The 20,956-nt window shown below is 38.9% G+C and carries 19 protein-coding genes; all 19 read right to left on the bottom strand.

Going from position 1 to position 20,956, the window contains the following annotated elements; genetic code table 11:
* Positions 1-7 precede the first annotated feature (7 nt).
* The gene (locus ACVRZH_RS03140; RefSeq protein ID WP_447453872.1) at positions 8-568 is read right to left on the bottom strand and encodes a DNA-3-methyladenine glycosylase I; all 561 of its coding nucleotides are present in this window, start codon (positions 566-568) and stop codon (positions 8-10) included.
* The gene (locus tag ACVRZH_RS03145) at positions 569-1,120 is read right to left on the bottom strand and encodes a GNAT family N-acetyltransferase (RefSeq protein ID WP_447453873.1); all 552 of its coding nucleotides are present in this window, start codon (positions 1,118-1,120) and stop codon (positions 569-571) included. It abuts the gene before it with no gap.
* Positions 1,121-1,129: 9 nt separating this feature from the next.
* Complete coding sequence (ruvA, locus tag ACVRZH_RS03150; protein WP_447453874.1) at positions 1,130-1,720, bottom strand: Holliday junction branch migration protein RuvA; 591 nt, start codon at positions 1,718-1,720, stop codon at positions 1,130-1,132.
* A complete protein-coding gene (locus tag ACVRZH_RS03155; protein ID WP_447453875.1) occupies positions 1,721-2,947 on the bottom strand; it encodes an MFS transporter in 1,227 nt (408 codons plus the stop codon).
* A gap of 121 nt (positions 2,948-3,068) precedes the next feature.
* On the bottom strand, positions 3,069-5,075 hold the full coding sequence (gene mutL / locus ACVRZH_RS03160; protein ID WP_447453876.1) for a DNA mismatch repair endonuclease MutL: 2,007 nt from the start codon (positions 5,073-5,075) through the stop codon (positions 3,069-3,071).
* A gap of 178 nt (positions 5,076-5,253) precedes the next feature.
* Complete coding sequence (gene mutS, locus ACVRZH_RS03165; protein WP_522732201.1) at positions 5,254-7,797, bottom strand: DNA mismatch repair protein MutS; 2,544 nt, start codon at positions 7,795-7,797, stop codon at positions 5,254-5,256.
* A 61-nt stretch (positions 7,798-7,858) separates the two neighbouring features.
* Positions 7,859-8,287: an arginine repressor gene (argR, locus tag ACVRZH_RS03170; RefSeq protein ID WP_447453877.1), complete on the bottom strand. Its 429-nt coding sequence runs from the start codon at positions 8,285-8,287 to the stop codon at positions 7,859-7,861.
* A gap of 224 nt (positions 8,288-8,511) precedes the next feature.
* The gene (locus ACVRZH_RS03175) at positions 8,512-9,846 is read right to left on the bottom strand and encodes a dipeptidase (protein WP_447453878.1); all 1,335 of its coding nucleotides are present in this window, start codon (positions 9,844-9,846) and stop codon (positions 8,512-8,514) included.
* Between the two features lie 16 nt (positions 9,847-9,862).
* Positions 9,863-11,359: a YfcC family protein gene (locus tag ACVRZH_RS03180; RefSeq protein ID WP_447453879.1), complete on the bottom strand. Its 1,497-nt coding sequence runs from the start codon at positions 11,357-11,359 to the stop codon at positions 9,863-9,865.
* 94 nt (positions 11,360-11,453) lie between these two features.
* Complete coding sequence (gene arcC, locus ACVRZH_RS03185) at positions 11,454-12,401, bottom strand: carbamate kinase (protein WP_447453880.1); 948 nt, start codon at positions 12,399-12,401, stop codon at positions 11,454-11,456.
* Between the two features lie 111 nt (positions 12,402-12,512).
* Entirely contained in the window at positions 12,513-13,529 is a 1,017-nt protein-coding gene (gene argF / locus ACVRZH_RS03190; RefSeq protein ID WP_447453881.1) for an ornithine carbamoyltransferase, read from the bottom strand.
* 22 nt (positions 13,530-13,551) lie between these two features.
* Positions 13,552-13,995, bottom strand: a complete 444-nt coding sequence (locus tag ACVRZH_RS03195; protein WP_447453882.1) for a GNAT family N-acetyltransferase — start codon at positions 13,993-13,995, stop codon at positions 13,552-13,554.
* Positions 13,995-15,227 carry an arginine deiminase gene (arcA, locus tag ACVRZH_RS03200; protein WP_447453883.1) on the bottom strand — a complete coding sequence of 411 codons (1,233 nt, stop codon included), beginning with the start codon at positions 15,225-15,227 and terminating at the stop codon, positions 13,995-13,997. Before arcA ends, ACVRZH_RS03195 begins: the two co-directional genes overlap by 1 nt.
* A 572-nt stretch (positions 15,228-15,799) precedes the next feature.
* Positions 15,800-16,798, bottom strand: coding sequence for a Holliday junction branch migration DNA helicase RuvB (ruvB, locus tag ACVRZH_RS03205; protein ID WP_447453884.1), 999 nt, complete (start codon positions 16,796-16,798; stop codon positions 15,800-15,802).
* A gap of 217 nt (positions 16,799-17,015) precedes the next feature.
* Positions 17,016-17,939, bottom strand: coding sequence for a helix-turn-helix domain-containing protein (locus ACVRZH_RS03210; RefSeq protein ID WP_447453885.1), 924 nt, complete (start codon positions 17,937-17,939; stop codon positions 17,016-17,018).
* Positions 17,940-18,093: 154 nt separating this feature from the next.
* On the bottom strand, positions 18,094-18,573 hold the full coding sequence (locus tag ACVRZH_RS03215; protein ID WP_447453886.1) for a sigma-70 RNA polymerase sigma factor region 4 domain-containing protein: 480 nt from the start codon (positions 18,571-18,573) through the stop codon (positions 18,094-18,096).
* Between the two features lie 118 nt (positions 18,574-18,691).
* Entirely contained in the window at positions 18,692-19,984 is a 1,293-nt protein-coding gene (purB, locus tag ACVRZH_RS03220; protein ID WP_447453887.1) for an adenylosuccinate lyase, read from the bottom strand.
* 30 nt (positions 19,985-20,014) lie between these two features.
* Positions 20,015-20,683, bottom strand: a complete 669-nt coding sequence (locus ACVRZH_RS03225) for a YdcF family protein (RefSeq protein WP_447453906.1) — start codon at positions 20,681-20,683, stop codon at positions 20,015-20,017.
* Between the two features lie 42 nt (positions 20,684-20,725).
* Positions 20,726-20,950, bottom strand: a complete 225-nt coding sequence (locus ACVRZH_RS03230; RefSeq protein ID WP_447453888.1) for a phosphoribosylaminoimidazole carboxylase — start codon at positions 20,948-20,950, stop codon at positions 20,726-20,728.
* Between the last annotated feature and the right edge of the window lie 6 nt (positions 20,951-20,956).

The raw sequence follows: 20,956 nt of genomic DNA on the forward strand, positions 1-20,956 counted from the left end.
ATGATAATTAATTGATGCTCTTAAACAAGCACCCATTCTCATGGTCATCAACAAGACCAGCTGCTTGTAAGAAAGAGTAAACCATCACAGGGCCGACAAAGGTAAACCCTCTTTTTTTCAAATCTTTTGAAATCAATTCCGATAAGACTGTTTTTGTTGGTGCTTCTTTGTAGGACACAACTTGATTGACCAAGGGTTTGCCATCTACAAATCCCCAGATATAGTCATTAAAACTACCAAATGCCTCTTGAACAGCTTGAAAAGCTCTTGCATTTTGTCTCGTAGCATATAGCTTTGCCTTGTGTCTGATGATAGTGTCGTTCTGTAATAAGGCATCTAAATCCTCATCAGTCATCTGAGCAACTCTAGCGATGTCATAATCATAAAAAGCCTGTCTGAACGCCTCTCGTTTATGCAAAATCGTTGACCAAGATAAACCAGCTTGATAGGATTCTAAACAAAGTAACTCAAATAGTTGTTGTTCATCATGCAAAGGTTTACCCCACTCTTGATTGTGGTAAGCAACTTCTAAATCATCATCAGCTTTTACCCAAGAACATATCTTCATTTAAATAGGCTCCTCTTTTTTAGTCAAATTTTTACTGTAAGTCAAATAAGTCACTAGCTCTCCACGTAAATTTTGAGTATTAGGTTCACTTTTCGTGAGGATAAAACCACATTTTTCAACCACACGGCGACTGGAACTGTTGCGTTCATCAATCTTGGCTATGACTGTTTGCAAGGGTAACTTTTCAGTCAGATCAAGCAAGGCCTGAACAGCCTCCGTCGCGTAACCATTACCATGATAGTCACGATTGACCGTATAGCCGATAAAAGCCGTCGGTTCATCAGGCGTGAGGCGTAAGGATATATTGCCAATTAAACGGCCAGTCTCCTTATGGACTATCCCAAAGCGCCCTAGTGGTGACTGAAGATTATACAAAACAAGTGCTTCTAAGCTTTCTGAAAGACTGCGATGAGCAGGATAGTCGTACTTGAGCAAATCATCATCGGAAGTGTAGGCATGATAATCTTCTAAATCAGACACATCCATCGGACGTAGATAAAGACGTGACGTTTCTAAATAACGGTTCTGGGCTAAAATAACCAGCGGGTGCATAATGTCCTCCTACTTCATCAGCATTTTAAGACTTGATTTAATATAATTCTCTGTCGTATCTGTAGTACCATCAAAGAAAGCTTTAATTTTCTTCAACTCACTTGCTTTGTAACCCAGAGCCAACAAGGCTTCTATCGCCTCCTCTAAAGCTGTATTTGTCTTAGATTGACTCGTCGGACTAACCTTACTATCTTCTGGTACCGCGACAAATTTACCAGCCAAATCTAATACCATCTGCTGAGCTGTTTTTTTACCAATCTTTGGAAACTTCATCAGATAGGTCACATCACTCTGGTCAATTGCTCTGACCAAGCCATCGTTATCATCAACAGCAATAATAGCTAGAGCCGTTGTCGGACCAATCCCAGACACCGAAATCAAGTTCAGAAAAACCTCTTTTTCATCCTCATTTTGAAAGCCATACAACACATGTGCATCATCTCGAATAACCTGATGGACATAGTATGTCACTGGTTGACCAACCTTGTCAGAAAAGCGATAAGGATTTGCCACATGTAGCACATAGCCAATCCCATTCGCCTCGACAACAATTGACTTGGCTGTCATTTTCGTCAATAAACCTTTAATGTAATCGTACATTTATGTCTCCTTTAATTTTGCTTTGGCAGCACCCAAGACTAGAATATAACCGCTAACCGCTGCTAAGATGAAGATGAGTTGAACACCGATTGGACCAGTAAAATAACTCATAGACACCATAGACGCTGCGATAATGCTACCTAACGGCTGAACCATGGATAAAAAACCCGAATATGAGCCAACTTTGTTTTCATCCATCATCTGAGCTCTCAATACTTGACCTGCTGGCATACTAATCATTTCACCTAACGTGTAAACCACAACCATAGGAATAACCCATTCAAAACGGTTTAGGGACAGTGTGAAAAAGACACCCATAACAAACATGAAGTTTCCGATGGTGTATTGTTTTAAAAGTGGAAGCTTGCTAGTACGCTTATTGATAGTCGTCATCAAAAAGACAATCATAACAGTATTGATAAAGACAATGACACTGACCATCTTGGCACCTGTTAAGACCGTCCCCAAAATAACCGTATCTGTCATTGCTTCCTTGAAATGAATAGGAATATAGTGGTCAATCTGCATCCAGACGACATTCCCCAGCAAAGCCCCCAAAGTATAGCGTAGAAAAATCCGATCACCGAAGACCTGTGTATAATTTTTAAACGAATCCATCACGCCAACACCGTGGTCAAAAGTCACATGAGCTGGCTTTGTCTCATCAAATTTGAGCCACATCACAATAAACGTCACTATCGCAATGAGCGTCATCCCAATCAAGAGAGCAAAGAAATAACTATCATAGAACAAACCAGCTGTCCCTGAACCAAGCATGACCGAAATATTAACCAGCCAGTAACTCATGGTGTAGACAAAATGCCTATTATCATCATCTGTCAAGTCGATAATCATAGCAGAGTAGGCAGGGGCTGCAAAATTAGACATCATTTCCGCCAACAATAAGCCTAGATAGGTGATAAAAGGATAGGTTCCCAGAGGACTATTGGCCAAAGTCATGATGATATAGCCAATAGCAACCCCAAAATTTCCCCAGTCCGTCACTTTCTTACGTCCAATGGAATCGGACAGATGACCGCCATAGAGACTGGCTAAAAAACCGATAATTTGAGTTATCATCAGGAGAATACCTGTCCAAAATTTCCCAAAATAATTCACATAGTAAATGCCCATATATGGAAATATGGCTGAACCAAGAATAACTGAAAAAAACTTCAAGCCTTCCCTCAACTGCAACTGTCTGGGAAGTTTAAAAAAATCACGCATATTTCCTACTTTCTAAAAGCTAAGACAAAAATAGTTAGCTATCTATCATCATAGTTGACACACTTAGACTAAACCTACAAACAAAGCTGCTTATTTATTAAGCAATAGACAATCTACCACATCATTCATACTTACCGAGTTCTCTCAAACTAGTGTGGTTTTCTTGAATACGTCTAAACATTTTTTCCATGTCTGATTTACCAAAGTGGATTAACACTGGTCTGCCATGGGGGCAATTATAAGGGTTTTGACATTGGCTAAGTTGCATAAGCAAATGCCTAGCAGAATAATCGTCTAACGCGTGGTTGGCCTTTATGGAACGTTTACAACTCATCATAATTGCTAGCTCAGCACGATAGGCTTTGACAGAAACCGTATTTGTCAAAAGAAGCATGTCGCACATATCATAAACACCTGATTCAATCTCGTTTTCTGCCATCCAGATAGGATGTTCTCGCAAGATAAAGGTATTCTCCCCATAAGGCTCCAGATTAACCCCAACTTGTCTCAAGATAGGTCGTTTCTCTTCCAACTTAAGAACATCTGATTGGGAAAACTCAAACAAATAAGGAACTAGCAGTTGCTGTAAACCACTGTCAACTTCTGCAATTTTATCTCTATAATATTCGTATTTCACACGTTCCTGAGCAGCGTGTTGATCAATGATGTACAGGCCGTGTTGACTCTGTGCAAATAGATAGGTGCCATGCATCTGCCCAAAGTACTCCAACTCAGGGAAGCTCGAGGTCTCCTCGTGATTAAGACGTTCTAAAATTTTGTTGACTTGAGTCTTGTTTTGCCAGTCAAAATCAGGATGGTCTGGCAATTCTTCAGTAACCTGCCTCGTTGCATATTTAACACTTGTCAACTGATTGTCAACAGAATGGTCTGTTTTATCAACGTGACTTGACACTGCCTTTGACAGCGTTAGAGATGGGATTTCTTCTTCAATTTTATCAACATCTCTTTCAAAACCCTCACTTGTCGGCATATCATATAGGATAGCTGATTTTAACTGAAGGCTAGTTTGTTCAGCAGTAACTACATTCCTAGTACTTGACCGAGCTAAATTCTCCAAAGCATCTGGAATCAGCTCCTGTTCTTTCAAGGCACTCGAAATAGCTGATGTGATTAAAGTCATCAGTTCTTTTTCCTTGGACAAACGCACTTCTTGCTTGGTTGGATGAACGTTGACATCGGCTAAGTAAGGGTCAATCTGAATATCAATCACAGCAATCGGAAAACGTCCTACCATCAACTTGCTTCCATAACCATCTAAAATCGCCCGATTGAGTAAAAAATTCTTAATATAACGCCCGTTAATCAACAAAGTGATATAGTTACGATTGGCACGGGTCAATTCTGGTAAGCCTATAAATCCAGTCACCTCAAAATCTAAATCAGAGGTATTGATTTCAATCATCTTTTTAGCTGATTGTAGACCATATATACCTGATATGGTTTGGCGTAAATCACCTGTCCCAGCAGTAGACATAAGCTCACGCCCTTCATTGATTAGTTTAAAAGCTATAGACGGATGCCCTAAACTCAAGCGGTTAATGATATCAACAATATGTGCCAACTCCGACTGTAAACTTTTTAGATATTTGAGGCGGGCTGGTGTGTTGAAAAATAAGTTTTCAACAATCACCTTTGTTCCCACAGGTGCCGAAACAGGTTCTATACTGTCAATAACACCACCTGTCGAGACAAGTAAAGTACCATGGTCATCACCCTCTCGGGCTGTTTTGATGGTTAAGTGACTAACAGAGGCAATAGACGGTAGGGCTTCACCACGAAAACCAAGCGTTCGAATACGGAATAAGTCTGCCTGATTTTTGATTTTACTCGTTGCATGACGGCGTAAACTCAAAGCCACCTCATCCTTAGCAATCCCCTCTCCATTATCGGTGATTTGAATTTTTTTTAAGCCCGATTCGTCAATCTCAATGGTGATCTGCGTACTCCCTGCATCAATGGCATTTTCTACCAATTCTTTAACAACACTTGATGGTCGCTCAATTACTTCTCCAGCTGCGATTTGGTTGGCTAATACTTCTGGTAATTCAATAATCTTTGCCATATTTTTCCTCTCCGTAGGGTCATTATTAGGACTATTATAACACATCTGACAAGCTATGATTGTCTCAAACAGCAAAAGAGGCTCAGAACACCTATTGTTCTAAACCTTTTACTAACTAAAATCTGGCTAGCCTTATCTTAATTTATCAAGCCTGATTAACCTGTTGTTGACAAAGAATGACGAGCATACCATAAAATCACCTTATTTGACCACCAAAAAACAATCACAGTAATTCTTTCAACTCAAATAAGGTCGTCATAGCCTGCATAGGGGTCAAATGCATCAAATCGATAGCCTTTAACCGTTTAATCAACTCTTCATGGTCAGTAGACTCACCAAACAAATCAATCTGTTGAGGCCCATCAACTAAAGCTACTGTTGTTTGATTGTCAACCAGTTTGACTGCACCTGACTCTAATTGATTCAAAATTAGATCAGCTCTCTCCAATAAAGTCTCTGGTAAACCTGCAATCTTTGCAACATGAATCCCATAAGATTTATCTGCTGGACCCTCTGCGATTTTATGGAGGAAAGTAACATGACCATTTTGCTCTAACGTCGCAACATGCAGATTGACAAGGGATGTCAACCTTGTTGATAAACTTGTCAACTCATGGTAATGTGTTGCAAACATTGTTTTACAAGAAACCCTATCATGAATATATTCGATAATCGATTGCGCTAATGCCATACCGTCATAGGTAGCTGTCCCGCGACCCAATTCATCAAATAAAACAAGTGAATGTGGTGTCGCTTTTTTAATAGCATAATTAGCTTCCATCATCTCAACCATAAAGGTAGATTGTCCAGATATCAAGTCATCTGCCGCTCCAATTCTAGTAAAGATGGCATCAAAAATGGGAAGTTGGCAAGTATCTGCTGCTACATAAGAACCCATCTGCGCCATAACACTGGTCAATGCCAGTTGACGCATGTAGGTTGATTTACCACTCATATTAGGACCAGTGATGAGCTGAATTAAGGTATCATCACTAAAGGTAATATTATTAGGGATATACTCCTTAATACCCATGACCTTTTCAACAACGGCATGGCGACCATTGACAATGGCAACGGCTTTATCTGAACTAAACGTTGGCCTAACGTAATGGTTTTGCTCAGCAACAACGGCTAAACTTTGCAAAACATCAACAGTGGCTAATTGTTTGGATAAATATTGTAAGTCCTGAATATAGGATTCCACATACTGACGGATACGCATAAAGATATCATATTCTAAACTAGCCGACTGTTCACGCGCCTCGAGCATTTCCCCTTCAATCTTAGCCAATTCTGCTGTACCATAACGCTCAGAATTTTTTAACGTCGCCTTTCGGAAAAAATGATCTGGCACAAGTGATAAGTTACTATTAGTCACATGGAAATAATAACCATCTTTCTTGTTATAGTCGATTTTGAGCGTTGAAATACCTGATGCCGCCTTTTCTTTGGCTTCAATATCAGCAATCCAAGATGTTCCTTCACGTAGCACCTGACGGTATTTGTCCAAGCGATCATCAAAACCCGTCTGTATGATGTTACCTTCCATAATCGTCATAGGGGCATCTGGCGAGATGGCGGAGCTAATAAGCCCCTCTAACTCAGGTAGTGGGTTAATCTGTTCAATCAAGGCAGACAAGCTTGGCGATTGAAAACTTTCCAGTAAAGTTTTGATATGAGGCACCTTGCTCAATGTTTGTCCCAGTTGCAACAAATCCTTAGGATTAGCCTTACCAAAGGATACACGACTAGCCAAACGATCAATGTCATAAACACCTTTAAGACTTTCAGTCAAATCACTGCGTTCCATGAATCCATCCAAAAAGGTCTGAATAATCTCTTGGCGTTCGCGTATCAAGTTGATGTCAACCAAGGGCTTATCAATCCATGTGCGTAACAATCGCATTCCCATAGCTGTTTTGGTCTCATCAAGCAACCAAAAAAGACTGCCATGCTTTTTACCTGTCCTAGCATTTTCCAGCAAATCAAGACTAGATTTGGTCGAGTATGTCATCTGGAGGTAATCTTTAACCTCGTAACGTACCAAAGGTTGCAAATGTTGCAACTCTCTCTTCTGAGTGTTTTCAACATACTGGAGTAATTTTCCTGCAATAGCTTGTTCAAGAGGACTAAAGGCATTACTAATCAATGTAGACTTTTCTAACACATGGCTCTCTTTAGAGATTAGTAGATTCATCTGTTTAACTAAGACAGTCTCTTCTTCCTCTGAAATAGGGTATCCTACAACAATCTCACGTGCGCGCAAATTTAAAATCTCGCTACGTACTGACGTAAAATCATCTAGGAGAGTGACAAAAAATTCACCTGTTCCCAAATCCATATAAGATAGCGCATATTGATTCTTATCACGATCAATAGCTACTAGGAAATTGTGACTACCATCTGCTCTAGTTGAATCAACTGCTGTTCCTGGAGTAATCACCTGAACAACCTCTCGTTTGACCACGCCAACAGCCTTTTTAGGATCTTCCATTTGCTCCGCTACAGCTACTTTATAACCTAAATCAATAAGTGTATCAATGTACTGTTGAGCCGAATGATATGGAACTCCTGCCATAGGAATAGGATTTTCCGCATTTCGATTGCGACTGGTCAGACTAATTTCCAGTAACTGTGCCGCCTTAACAGCATCTTCGTAAAAAAGCTCATAAAAATCTCCCATCCTAAAAAGCAAAAAAGCATCTGGATACTCTTTTTTTATATCCAGATACTGTTGCATCCCAGGAGAAATTTTTTCTGTTGTCATAGATAACTCCTCAAAATCATATTATCCAATGAATAATATCCCTTTTCTTTATTTGATTATGTTAAATCAATTCAGATTCATACATTTTGGCGACATCTTCGTCTTTACAAATGACCAATAAGGTATCAGCCCCAGCTATTGTTCCCAGAATATTTGGGTCAGATTGACCATCAATAATGTTAGCTAAAAGATCTGCTTCTCCTAAATTCGTATGCAGAACCAACATAAATCCTGCACGATTAACTTTTTGGACATAATAGCGCACCGTTTGACCTAGTGGCGTCGAAATAATTTTTGGTAAACTATAATATAATTTATGATTTTCATCACGTAACTTGAACAAACCTAATTCACGTATATCTCTTGAAAGAGTAGCTTGTGTTACAGTGACTCCTTGTGTTTCAAGATAGTCTTGAATCTCACTCTGAGTACCAACATGATTTTTTTTGACCAATTGTTTAATGAGTCGATGACGTTCCACTTTATTCATAATTATTACCTCAAAATCTGTTACAGACATATCAATTATAGCAAATTACGCCTTGTTTTGCACTTATCTACAAGCTCTTAATAGATAAGTCTAGTAAAATCATCTAGGCGATAGTGAGAAAAAGGGAAGACTGAAAACAACTCCCCTTTTTCTATAACCGTCATAAAATAGATATTTGCTTTTTAATCTATTCTTGTTTCAAAATACCATACCTGAAATATGACTTATAGTTGTAACAATCGATAAATAGCCTCAGCGTATATATCCATCGCCTTATACAAATCATCTAACACGATACGTTCATTTTCTTGATGCTCAGTTTGAACGGCATCTGGGAAACATGCACCGAAAGCTACACAATTCGGCATAGTTCTTGCAAATGTTGCTCCCCCAGAAGCAATCGGTTCAGTCATGTCACCTGTCATATCGCGATAAACAGTCATTAACGTCTCAACTAAGGGACTATCAAGAGGTACATAGAGAGGTGCTAAATAATCATACTCCTCGTATACAAGACCATAAGTCGCTGCAACTTCTGTCAATTTTTGCACTAACGCAACCTTATCGGCTAAAACTGGAATTCTTAAATCAAGACGTATCTCAGTTTTATCAGGTGTCATAGTCAAGCCAGCTAGGTTAAAGGATAGCTTACCTGTTGGTTCATCTTCAACAAGTCCAAATAATGTTGAACCTGTTGCATCATGTCCAATTTGTTCCAAAATAAAGTCAATGGCTCTATCTTCTGAAAACTCAGATATAGCTTCCAGCAAACGAACAATAGCATTAATTCCTTGAGCCGCATCTTTTGAGTGTCTAGCTAGACCCAAAACAGTCACGCTATCATCAGAGCTCTCATAATCATAACCTAGACAAGTTAATTTAGTTTTCACTTGTTCAACTAAGCTGCCCCTATAAGTTGCTTTCCCAGGTACCACATTGAAGGCCTGACCAAGTTCTAAGGCTAGTTCAGCATTACCTGGTCCATGCAACTTGACTTGTAAAAGACCTTTTTCAGCAAATGTCAACGGAAAACTGGAGTCAGGGGCAAAGCCCATTGTAGCTGTTTCTTCAAGCTGATTATAGCGTTGTAAACAGCGCCACAGTGTTTCTTCGTCCGTACCAAAAATAAAGCGAACTCGTTTACCAAAATCAACTCCAGCATCTCGTAATGCCTTGACAGCATACAAGGTTGCTATACTCGGTCCTTTATCATCCTGAGACCCACGCCCAATGAGATAACCGTCCTTGATAACACCTTCAAAGGCAGGGGTATCCCATTTTGGTAAATCACCTGCTGGAACAACATCTAAATGACATAGAATCGCCAATAACTCTTCACCCTGACCAATTTCAGCATAGCCATAATATCCTTCCGGGTCTATATAGGTTTGAAACCCTAGACCATCACAAATGCGTAAGGTTTCTTCCAAAGCTTCTTGGATAGCAACACCAAACGGTGTACCATTTTCTCCTTCATTTAAAACTGACGGAATGGCAATAAGACGTTGAATGGTTTTAACACAGTCCAAACGATGTGCTTCTGTCACAAAGGATTTCATATATCACCTCTCTGAATTAGAAGAATGTTGCAATGACAAGAATTAGGGCACTGACTACAATAACGATTGCAATTAGCTTACCAATATATTTCCACCATGTTGTAATATCAATACGACCAAGAGCAAGAGCTCCCATAACAATACCTGATGTTGGTGCAATCAAGTTTAATACTCCTGAAGCTGATTGGAAAGCTGTGATAATCAAGTGAGCTGGAACGTTAGCAAATTCACCAAGAGGTGCCAAAATACCCATTGTTGCACCAGCCAAACCTGATGTTGATGGAATCAAGAATGACATCGGCAAGTAGAAGATATATGTTAATACAATAAAGACTTGAGATGATAAGCCTTTTAGACCTTCCTCTCCCCAGTGAAGAATAGTCGCTGTAATCATACCATCGTTCATAACCACTTGGATACCACGTGCAACAGCACAGATAAGAGCTACACTAAGAAGGTCAGTAGCACCATTTAGGAAAGCTTTAAAGAAGGCTCCTTCACCCATTTTAGTCACAAGACCAATAAGGACTGCCATAAAGATGAAAAGCATTGTAATTTCTTGGAAATACCACGTTCCAAGAGCAGCTGATGAGCCAAATAATTGTCCAATAACCGGAAGACCTGTAATCGCATCATTCAGGTTTTCAAAAATCAATATTGGTGTTGGGAAATCTCCCCATGGGATTAGACTAATAATCATGATGAGGAAGGTTGCAACAAAGATCCAAATGGTTGCTTTTTGTTCTTTACTCAAAGTAGCTTCAACTGGTTCTACTTTGAAATGTTTCATATCTTCGTCACGTTGTTTATAAACATAAGATTTCGTAGGGTCTTTTTCAATTTTGCTGGCATAATTATAAACAAATAAAATTGAAATGGCTAACATCACAACAAAGAAAATAACACGCCAAATAGCACCGTCTGCAATACTGATCCCTGCAGCATCAGAAGCAACACCTGTTGCAAATGGGTTAACTGTTGACGCCAAACAACCAATCTGTGACCCAATCAAGATAACTGATACAGCTGTGATCGTATCAAATCCAACAGCCAACATCACTGGAATAAGTAATGGGTAAAATGCCATTGTTTCTTCACCCATCCCATAAGTTGATCCACCAAGAGCAAAGAGAGTCATCAAAACAGGTATCAGCATTTTTTCTCTACCCTTGTACTTTTTAACAAGAGAAGCTATACCAACATCAAGTGCTCCAGTTTCATTAACAACGCCCAAGAAAGCACCTACCATAATGATAAAGAAGGCTACTTCAATAGCTCCAGTAGTAACTGAATTACCAATCATCCCAACGACTGGTGCCATCACAACATTGTAAAATCCCTGAGGATTTGATTCCACAGCAGAATAAGTCCCCGCAATTAAGTTTCCTGCATCGTCAACCTGATATTGTCCTGCTGGAATAATCCAAGTCAGAATGGCCATAACTGTAATGATTAACATCAACACCGTATAAGATGAAGGCATCTTAAAGGTTTTTTTAGGTTTATCACTCATCTTAAAAACTCCTTTTATGTTTTATTTTAAAAATGGCTATCATAGTCTTGTTTTGCTATAGAACTTCATTATGAAGCAATAAAGTTTTTAAACATTAAGCCTTTGCAATAATTGTACCGCTTTCTGAAGCAATCAATTCACCTAAATTTTCAAGCGATGTGATAATCGCTTTTGAATCAGGTTTATTATTTACAAATGCAATAGCAGCTTCAACTTTTGGTAACATAGATCCCGGAGCAAATTGGCCTTCCTCAATATATGTTTCCAACTCAGCTACCGACACTTTTTCCAAGCGTTGTTGATCAGGTTTATTGAAATTAACAAAAACATAATCGACGCCCGTCAAAACAATAAATAAATCAGCATCCACTAATTCTGCTAAACGTTGAGAAGCAAAATCTTTATCAATGACAGCTTCAACACCTGTCAGGCTACCGTCTGCTTCCCTGACAACTGGGATACCTCCGCCACCTGCAGCAACAACAACTTGACCAGCATTCAAAAGTGTTCGAATCGTTTCCACTTCCTGAATTGCCACAGGTTTAGGTGAGGCAACAACTTTGCGCCAACCACGTCCTGAATCTTCTTTAAATGTTGCTCCTGTACGAGCTTCCTCTTGTCTAGCTTCTTCTTCAGTATAGAATGGACCAATTGGTTTGGATAAATTAGTAAAGGCTGGATCGTTTTTATCCACCACAACTTGTGTTACCACAGAAGCAACTTCTTTGGTAATACCCTCTCTCAACAAAGCGTTTTGCAAGGCTTGTTGAAGCCAAAAACCAATAGAACCTTCAGTCATGGCTACCAAAGAATCCAAAGGAAAAGCTGGATTTTTATTAGAATCAGCTGATAAATGTTGCAAAAGCAAATTGCCGACCTGAGGACCATTGCCGTGAGTCACAATCAATTCATCACCATTTTTTATTAATTTTACCAGATGTTCTGCTGTTTTGGCAAGGGCTAATTTTTGCGCCTCTGCAGTAGGATCCGTTGATAAAATAGCGTTTCCACCTAGAGCTACAACGATTTTACGTTTTGTCATCTTTTTTTCTCCCGTTAAAAATAATAAAGGAGAGCTGGAACTAAGCAACTTAGTCTCAGCTCTCCAAGCTGTTGTATATTTATAAATGTTTGTATTAAACTAATTTTATGATTAAACTTTTGGAATGAATAATTCTCCAAGTGTTGCTGCCATGACAGCTTTAATCGTATGCATACGGTTTTCAGCTTGATCAAAATGACGAGCGTATTTGCTACGGAAGACTTCATCTGTAACTTCCATTTCTTCTACACCAAATTTTTCTGCAACATCTTTACCATAGACAGTATTTGTGTCATGGAAAGCTGGTAAGCAATGTAAGAAGATAAGGTTTTCGTTTTCAGCCTTCTTAACAAGATCCATATTAACTTGGTATGGTTGAAGAAGGGCTACACGTTCTGCAAACTTGTCTTCTTCACCCATTGATACCCAAACGTCAGTGTAAAGCACATCTGCACCTTTAACAGCTTCGTCTGCATTATCAGTGATAAGCACACGTGCACCACTTTCTTTTGCAAAACCTTCTGCTAATGACACCACTTCTTCTTCAGGGAAGAGTTCTTTTGGAGAGAAGATATGAACGTTAACGCCAAGGATAGCACCTGTTACCAAGAGACTATTAGCAACGTTGTTGCGTCCATCACCACAGTAAACAAGTGTTAGACCTTCTAATTTACCAAAATTTTCTTTAACTGTAAGGTAATCAGCCAGCATTTGAGTTGGATGCCAAGCATCTGTCAAACCATTCCATACTGGTACACCAGAGAATTCTGCTAATTCTTCAACCATTTTTTGGCTGAATCCACGGAATTCAATACCATCAAACATACGACCAAGAACTTTCGCTGTATCCTCAGTTGATTCTTTTTTACCAAGCTGAATATCGTTTGCACCAAGATATTCTGGATGGGCACCAAGGTCAATCGCCGCAGTGGTAAACGCTGCACGTGTACGTGTTGATGTTTTTTCAAATAAGAGGGCAATATTTTTACCTTCTAAGTAACGGTGAGAAATGTTACGTTTTTTCAAATCTTTCAAAAACGCTGAAAAATCAATCAACCATTCTAACTCTGCACGTGTGAAATCTTTTTCTGCTAAAAAGCTTCTTCCTTTAAAAACTGAAGTTGTCATCTAATTCTCTACTCCTTTTATTTTATAATTGTTTCTCTAATGATTGGCACCATTCGCCATCTTCTTCATAAATCTCTGAGCAAGCCTCGTAACCTAGCTCCTCATAAAATGTTTTTGCCGTTAATTCAGCGTGAATGTATAAGGTTTTAAAACCTTCTTTAATAGCGTAATCTTCGAGTGCCTTAATGACCTGACGTCCGTATTGCTTGCCACGATACTCTTTGACAGTCGCAATTCTAGTCAATCGAGCAGTCGTTTCAGTCTCGGGTACTAATCGACCTGTTGATACTGGCTCTTTTCCAACATAAACCACAGCATAAACACGACCTGGTGTATCTAAGCTGTCAAATTCATCCATCATATCGATATGACGTTCTAGGACAAAAACCTTGAATCTGACATAGCATGCAGCAGCCCTCTGCCAATCATCGGCACCTATAAGCAATCGCTCTTCAGGAACAGTCATTATAATTCCTCACGCTCAAATGGCATTGACATACAACGAGGTCCACCACGCCCTCTTACTAATTCACTTCCATTTATTTTGATCAAACGTAACCCTTTAGACTCTAGGATAGCGTTGGTAATCGTGTTGCGTTTGTAAACAACAACTACACCTGGTGCAATAGTGAGGGTGTTAGACCCATCATTCCATTGCTCACGACCAGCAGCAACAATATTATCTCCACCACAGCGGATAAGATCCACTTTTTCAACACCAAGGTTAGCTGCAAGAAGCTCTGCTAAATCACCTGTTTCCTCAACAATTTGAAGTTTTTCATCTTCATAAGTTACTGAGTAAACACGAAGATCTCCTTCGATTTCTGGGTGAATAGTGAACTTGTCATAGTCAACCATTGTAAACACTGTATCTAAGTGCATGAACTTACGGTTGTTAGCAAATTCAAAGGCTAATACTTTTTTGAAACCAATGTTTTGTTTGAAGATATTGACCAAGAGTTTTTCAATAGAAGCTGCATCTGTACGTTGTGAAATACCAACTGCAAGAACATCTTTAGAAAGAACTAATTCATCCCCACCTTCGATACGAGTTGTTTCGTCACGGTTGTAAACCAACGGTACTTTTCCACCGTATTCTGGGTGATAAGTAAAGATGTATTTTCCATAAAGTGTTTCTCTGTTACGTGTTTCAGCATACATGTGGTTAAGGGATACACCATTACCAATTGTTGCAAATGGGTCACGTGTGAAGTAGAGGTTTGGCATTGGATCAATCGCAAATGGGTAGCTAGACTCAACTAAGTCAGTCAACCCTTTTTCAGACGCTGGAATTTCAGGAAGCTCAGCTTTTTGAACACCTGCCATTGTTTTTTCAATCAATTCCTGATTGTCTTCGATAGCCATCAATAATTCGCGAATCGCTTTTTTCGTAGCACGTCCACGAATATTAGCTTCTTCAAGGTATTCATCAATAAACTGCTCTCTAATCTCCGGTGTTGTTAGAGACTCCGCAGCCAATTTTTCTAAGTATAAAACTTCAACTCCCTCATCTCGAAGGGCTTGTGCAAAGGCATCATGCTCTTTTTGAGCATCTTCTAAAAATGGAATATCGTCAAATAAAAGACGTTCTAGATAATCCGGTACCAAGTTTTCAATTTCTTTCCCCGGACGGTGAAGCATGACTTTTTTCAACTTCCCGATTTCAGAGAAGACCTGAATAGGTTTAGTGTGCGACATTTTAGTTGCCTTCCTTTCTTACTGCTTTTAGGTTCGTAACCTAAATGTTTTGTTTACAAGGCTATTGTACATCAAATGATATCTTATTTTTTGATATTTTTGGCATTTCAAATGTGGTCTTTTTCACAGTTTCAAGGCCTAAAAAGCAACTTTATACAAAAGAAAGCGTTATCAACTTAAAAAAATGCCATTTTTTTTATAAAAATGATAAATATAAATGCTAAAAAATTGCTTTTGTCAAAAAATATGGGACAAAAACACCCCCGTTCATAAACAACTTTGACATATTTGATTGAAATTGTCATTTACTAATATTCCAAAAGCCTATTAAAACAAGAGTTTAGCCAACCTTGTTGAGCTTACAAAAACATAACTCCAAAATTAACGGTGAAACTCTTAGGATTTTTGTCCCACATTTTTAATGTCTGTATAATATAACATTTAATCTCTAATAGAACATAATTGAACCATTGACTGATTCTTATTAGTATTACCTCTATATAACACAATCCTGCAAATCGAGTATAAAAATAAGAGGCTGGTCTCTGATCACCAGCCTCTAATCATATGTTTTAATGTTCAATATAATCATATCCTAAATGCTCATAGGCTTTAGCGGTTGCAACACGACCTGTTCGTGTACGTATGATAAACCCCTTTTGAATGAGGTAGGGTTCATACATATCTTCTACCGTTTCGCGTTCCTCAGCAATATTGACAGATAAGGTACCTAAACCCACAGGTCCTCCTCCATAAAGCTCTATCATTGTTCTAAGGATTTTCTGGTCAACATAATCTAAGCCTTCTTTATCAACATCTAGTAAAGTCAATGCCTTGTCTGCAATCTGATCTGTAATCGTACCATCACCAACAATTTGTGCGTAATCACGGACACGTTTTAACAAGCGATTGGCGATACGAGGTGTCCCACGTGAACGACGTGCCAATTCCAAAGCAGCTTCATGTGTAATCGACACATCGAAAATAGTCGCTGTACGCTCAATAATCTCAGTTAAATCGGACAGGTCATAATAGACCATGTGACCTGTAATACCAAAACGTGCTCTCAAAGGATTGCTCAACATGCCTGCTCTAGTCGTTGCACCAATCAAGGTAAACGGTGGTAATTCTAAATGGACACTACGATTACTTTCTCCTGAACCAATCATAATATCAATGTAGTAGTCCTCCATTGCGCTGTACAGCACTTCTTCAACAGCCATTGGCATGCGATGAATTTCATCTATAAATAACACATCACCTGGTTCTAACTCATTTAAAATGGCTACTAAATCACCCGCTTTTTCAATAGCTGGACCACTAGTCTGTTTCAAATTCACCCCAAGTTCATTGGCAATCACAAATGCCATAGTCGTTTTGCCAAGACCTGGAGGACCAAATAGTAAAACATGATCCAAAGCCTCTTCACGCAACTTAGCCGCCTCAATAAAGATGCTCAGTTGATCTTTAACCCTATCCTGACCAATATATTCCCTAAAATATTGAGGTCTAAGCGTACGCTCTGTATTATCCTCATCACCAATTAATTGATTATCTAAGATTCTGTTCATGGAAATATTATAACATAAATCAATTATGCATCCCACCAAGTAGTCGGATAATCACTAATAACTTTAGCAATTAAAGGTAAAGCAAGGATAAAATATATTTGAGCTTTTTTAACAAGCAACTTCAATTTGTGTAACATTGTAATACCTCTCATCTGTTTATTAAATTACTATGTCATAAGTATACACCTAATCTGTAATTAATAACATGACAAATTTGTCAATTGATTTTATCGACCTTATTACTATAATCTTTTTCCCACTCTGCTTCAATCGCTTTTTCTAAATATCCGTCTGAAATCATTTTAGAAAATAAAATTGCCTTGTAATATAATTCTTCTGCTGCAGAAACATTCTCTAAACAAAATAACTGATATTTCCATTCCAATAAACAAGTAATCGGCATTTTTTGATAATCTTGTCCTTTTACCATAATTTCATGACTTATTTGAATAATTTTTTGCATTTTTTCACCTTCCTTTCGTTGAAAAGAACCATAGAAAGCACTTAACAAAACATTATTCAATAAAAATAAATCTTCAATCTGTAGTGAATTAACTTGATTAAACAATTTATCCAATAAATTATTATAGGTATCATAATTGAAAATAGTTGTTTCTTTGCCTATTTTATTAAAGCACGCTAAATAAAGATGAATAATGATTAAATCATTCAATGAATAAACTTTTTTAAGCATAATTTGCTCAAAATAATCATTAAGCAATCCTACACCAAAATCAACATTATCAGTAATATTAACATCCAATTTTGCCTGCATACAATCAACCACTAATTGCTCATCTTCTGGTAAATTATCATAGTAGTTAAGATAAATTTCATCGAATTGTTCTTCACGAATCTTTAATCTTTCCTCATCTGCATAGGTGGGCACTCTCAAAATGAGGTATTTCAATTCTTTATAACGTTCAGGTAACTCTAAATTGGCTCCATCTGTCAAATCACCGATAGCTACTCCAAGTTGTTTGGCAATGTAATAAACTTTGTTCAAAGTTGGTAACGATGTTCCAGATTCTATTCTCGCCAACTGACGTATAGACAATTCAGTTTCATCACTACAAAATTCTTCTCTGGTTAGTCCCAGAGCTTGTCTTTGTGTTCTAACTCTTGCCCCAAAATCTTTCATTTCATTACCTCATTTTTCTGATATTTTTTGTAAAATAAAAATATCTTTCAATTATAACACACAGATTAAAAAATAAGAACGAAAGTAACTTGGCTTATAACAGGCAAGCTAAATAAAAATGAGCCAGGATATTTTGAACCCCAACTCCTTATTTTTATACGCTATCATAGTCACTCATCATCTGTTTCAATTTACGGATAAACTTTGCTTTTCCTGCAAAACTTTCACCAGCCATAACCCTGTTCATCAATTCTTTTTCATGTTCTGTCAACTGTGCCTCAATGTACAATAGCATCTCTTCATAAGCAATACGTTCTGCTACCATCATCTCTCGTGATGGAATACGATGGCCAACTTCACCAATTTCATCATAAGCCACTTTATTGAGACGACGCTTTTGACTTTCTTGTTTACGGAGCTGATCTTTGATATGATTGCTAAATTTAGTTTTAAAATAGGTAAATACTAGCTGACTATCCACAATTTCTGGTTTTTGACAAACCAATTGATACAGAATAATCATGCCTTCTTGATCCCAGTCATCTCTCTCCCACAAACGTAATTGATAAGATTGACGCATTTTCAAAACGATTGGTCTAACCTCTTGGTAAAGCTTTTTGAATTTTGTTTCCATGTGAATACCTCGTTACATTTGATACATTGATTGTAAAAAAATTCCGAGATTTCTGACAGGACAGATTTGTCATGTCTATGAAAAACCTCTCGATATGGCTATTATCGAGAGGTGATTGTTATAAGCCTAAACGGTCAAAAATGTCATCGACTCGTTTGGCATAATAATCTGGGGTAAAGAGCTCATCAAGCTCTGCTTGGGTGATTTTGGCAGTGACTTTCTCATCTGCTTCCAAGAGGGGTTTGAAGTCCACTTGGTTGTCCCATGCGTAAGCTGTCTTTGGCTGAACCAAATCATAGGCTTCTTCGCGGGTCATGCCTTTTTCAATGAGGCTAAGCATCACACGTTGGCTGTAAATGAGGCCAAACGTCGACTCCATGTTACGCTTCATATTTTCCGGGAATACGGTCAAGTTTTTCACGATATTGCCAAAACGGTTGAGCATGTAGTTAATCAAAATCGTGGTATCTGGTGTGATGATGCGTTCAGCTGATGAATGCGAAATGTCACGTTCATGCCAGAGCGAGACATTCTCAAAGGCAGTTACCATGTGACCACGAATCACGCGCGCTAAGCCTGTCATATTTTCAGAACCGATTGGGTTACGTTTGTGGGGCATGGCCGAGCTACCTTTTTGACCTTTGGCAAAGAATTCTTCCACTTCACGTTGTTCAGATTTTTGCAGACCACGGATTTCTGTTGCCATACGCTCAATCGATGTCGCAATCAAGGCTAGCACTGAGAAATATTCGGCATGTAAGTCACGAGGTAAAACTTGGGTTGAGATTTCTTGCGCACGAATGCCAAGCTTGTCACACACGTATTCTTCAACAAAAGGTGGAATATTGGCAAAGTTACCTACAGCACCTGAGATTTTGCCTGCTTCAACACCTTTGGCAGCAAGGTCAAAACGCTCCATGTTGCGCTTCATTTCACTGTACCAAGTCGCTAACTTAAGCCCAAAGGTTGTTGGTTCTGCGTGGACACCGTGTGTCCGTCCCATCATGATGGTGTACTTGTGTTCACGTGCCTTATCTGCGATAATGTCTGTGAAACGCTTCAAGTCCTCACGAATGATGTCGTTGGCTTGCTTGTAGAGATAGCCGTATGCCGTATCAACAACGTCTGTCGAGGTCAAACCGTAGTGCACCCACTTGCGTTCTTCGCCAAGGCTTTCAGAAACCGCACGAGTGAAGGCCACAACGTCATGGCGGGTTTCTTCTTCAATCTCCAAGATACGAGCGATGTCAAAGGTAGCTTTCTCACGAATCAAGGCCACATCTTCCTTAGGGATTTCACCCAACTCAGCCCAAGCCTCATCAGCTAAAATCTCAACCTCAAGCCAAGCCTTGTACTTGTTTTCTTCACTCCAAATCGCCGCCATCTCTGGACGGGAATAACGTTCAATCATGTGTTCTCCTTTTTAAAACGCACTTACTGATTAACTGTCAGCAGTTAATAACTCTAAGTCTAATGACAGAGGGTTATCTAGTGGTAAGATGTCCCCTTTTTCACCATAATGCAACAGTCTTAGATACTCTCCCCAAACCCGTGATTTGCCAATCTCTGTCATCGTCCAATTATCCCTTGAGATGTCATCACCTTTGTAAGTGGCATTGAAGGGATATGGAACAAAAGTGATATGCTTTGGCAAATGTTGTGCTAGGGTTCTCATTTGGCGACCTGCGGTGTGGGATTTACAAACAACCATCAACGTCCTAATACTATCAAAGTCAAAAACATCTTTGGCATATAGGACATTTTCCAAACTATTAGTCGATTTATCTTCAAATACAATCGCATCTTTTGGCACACCTGCTTCTAGGAGATGGTGACAAATAACAGACGCTTCTGTTTCACCAGTCCAATCCTCATGAGCTGTACCTGTTAAGCTTCTACCACCTGTAACGATAATCTTATTCACATAACCTTTTTGGTAAGCATCAATGGCTTTCGTCCAATGTCCTGGGTGAGTTCCACTAAAAACAAACAAGGCGTCACAAGGTTTTGGCTTAACAAAACGCTCGAAAGTTGCCTCCGTTAAAAACCTAACCTCATCAGTGGATAGTTCAGAGGGATACTCTGGTGTTTTAGAAATAATCGGCTTCATCATACTCTCTTTTCTATTTTTAATCGTCATAGATACTCCAGTCTACTCAAACTCCTCTTTTCCAATCGCTACCGATGGATAGTGGGATAACTTGGTCAAATCAGTATCTAAGGGCAAGTCATAAATCGCTAGGTAGTCTTCGGGGTGTGCCTGTGTCAAACTTGTGTAAACCTCATTGACTTTATTCTCGTCATGACTGGCATAAACAACTTCCACAACACCAGTTTGACCATTTTCCACAAAGGCATGTACTATGATTTTTAACATTTAGAA

This window comes from Streptococcus fryi (genome assembly GCF_053206505.1).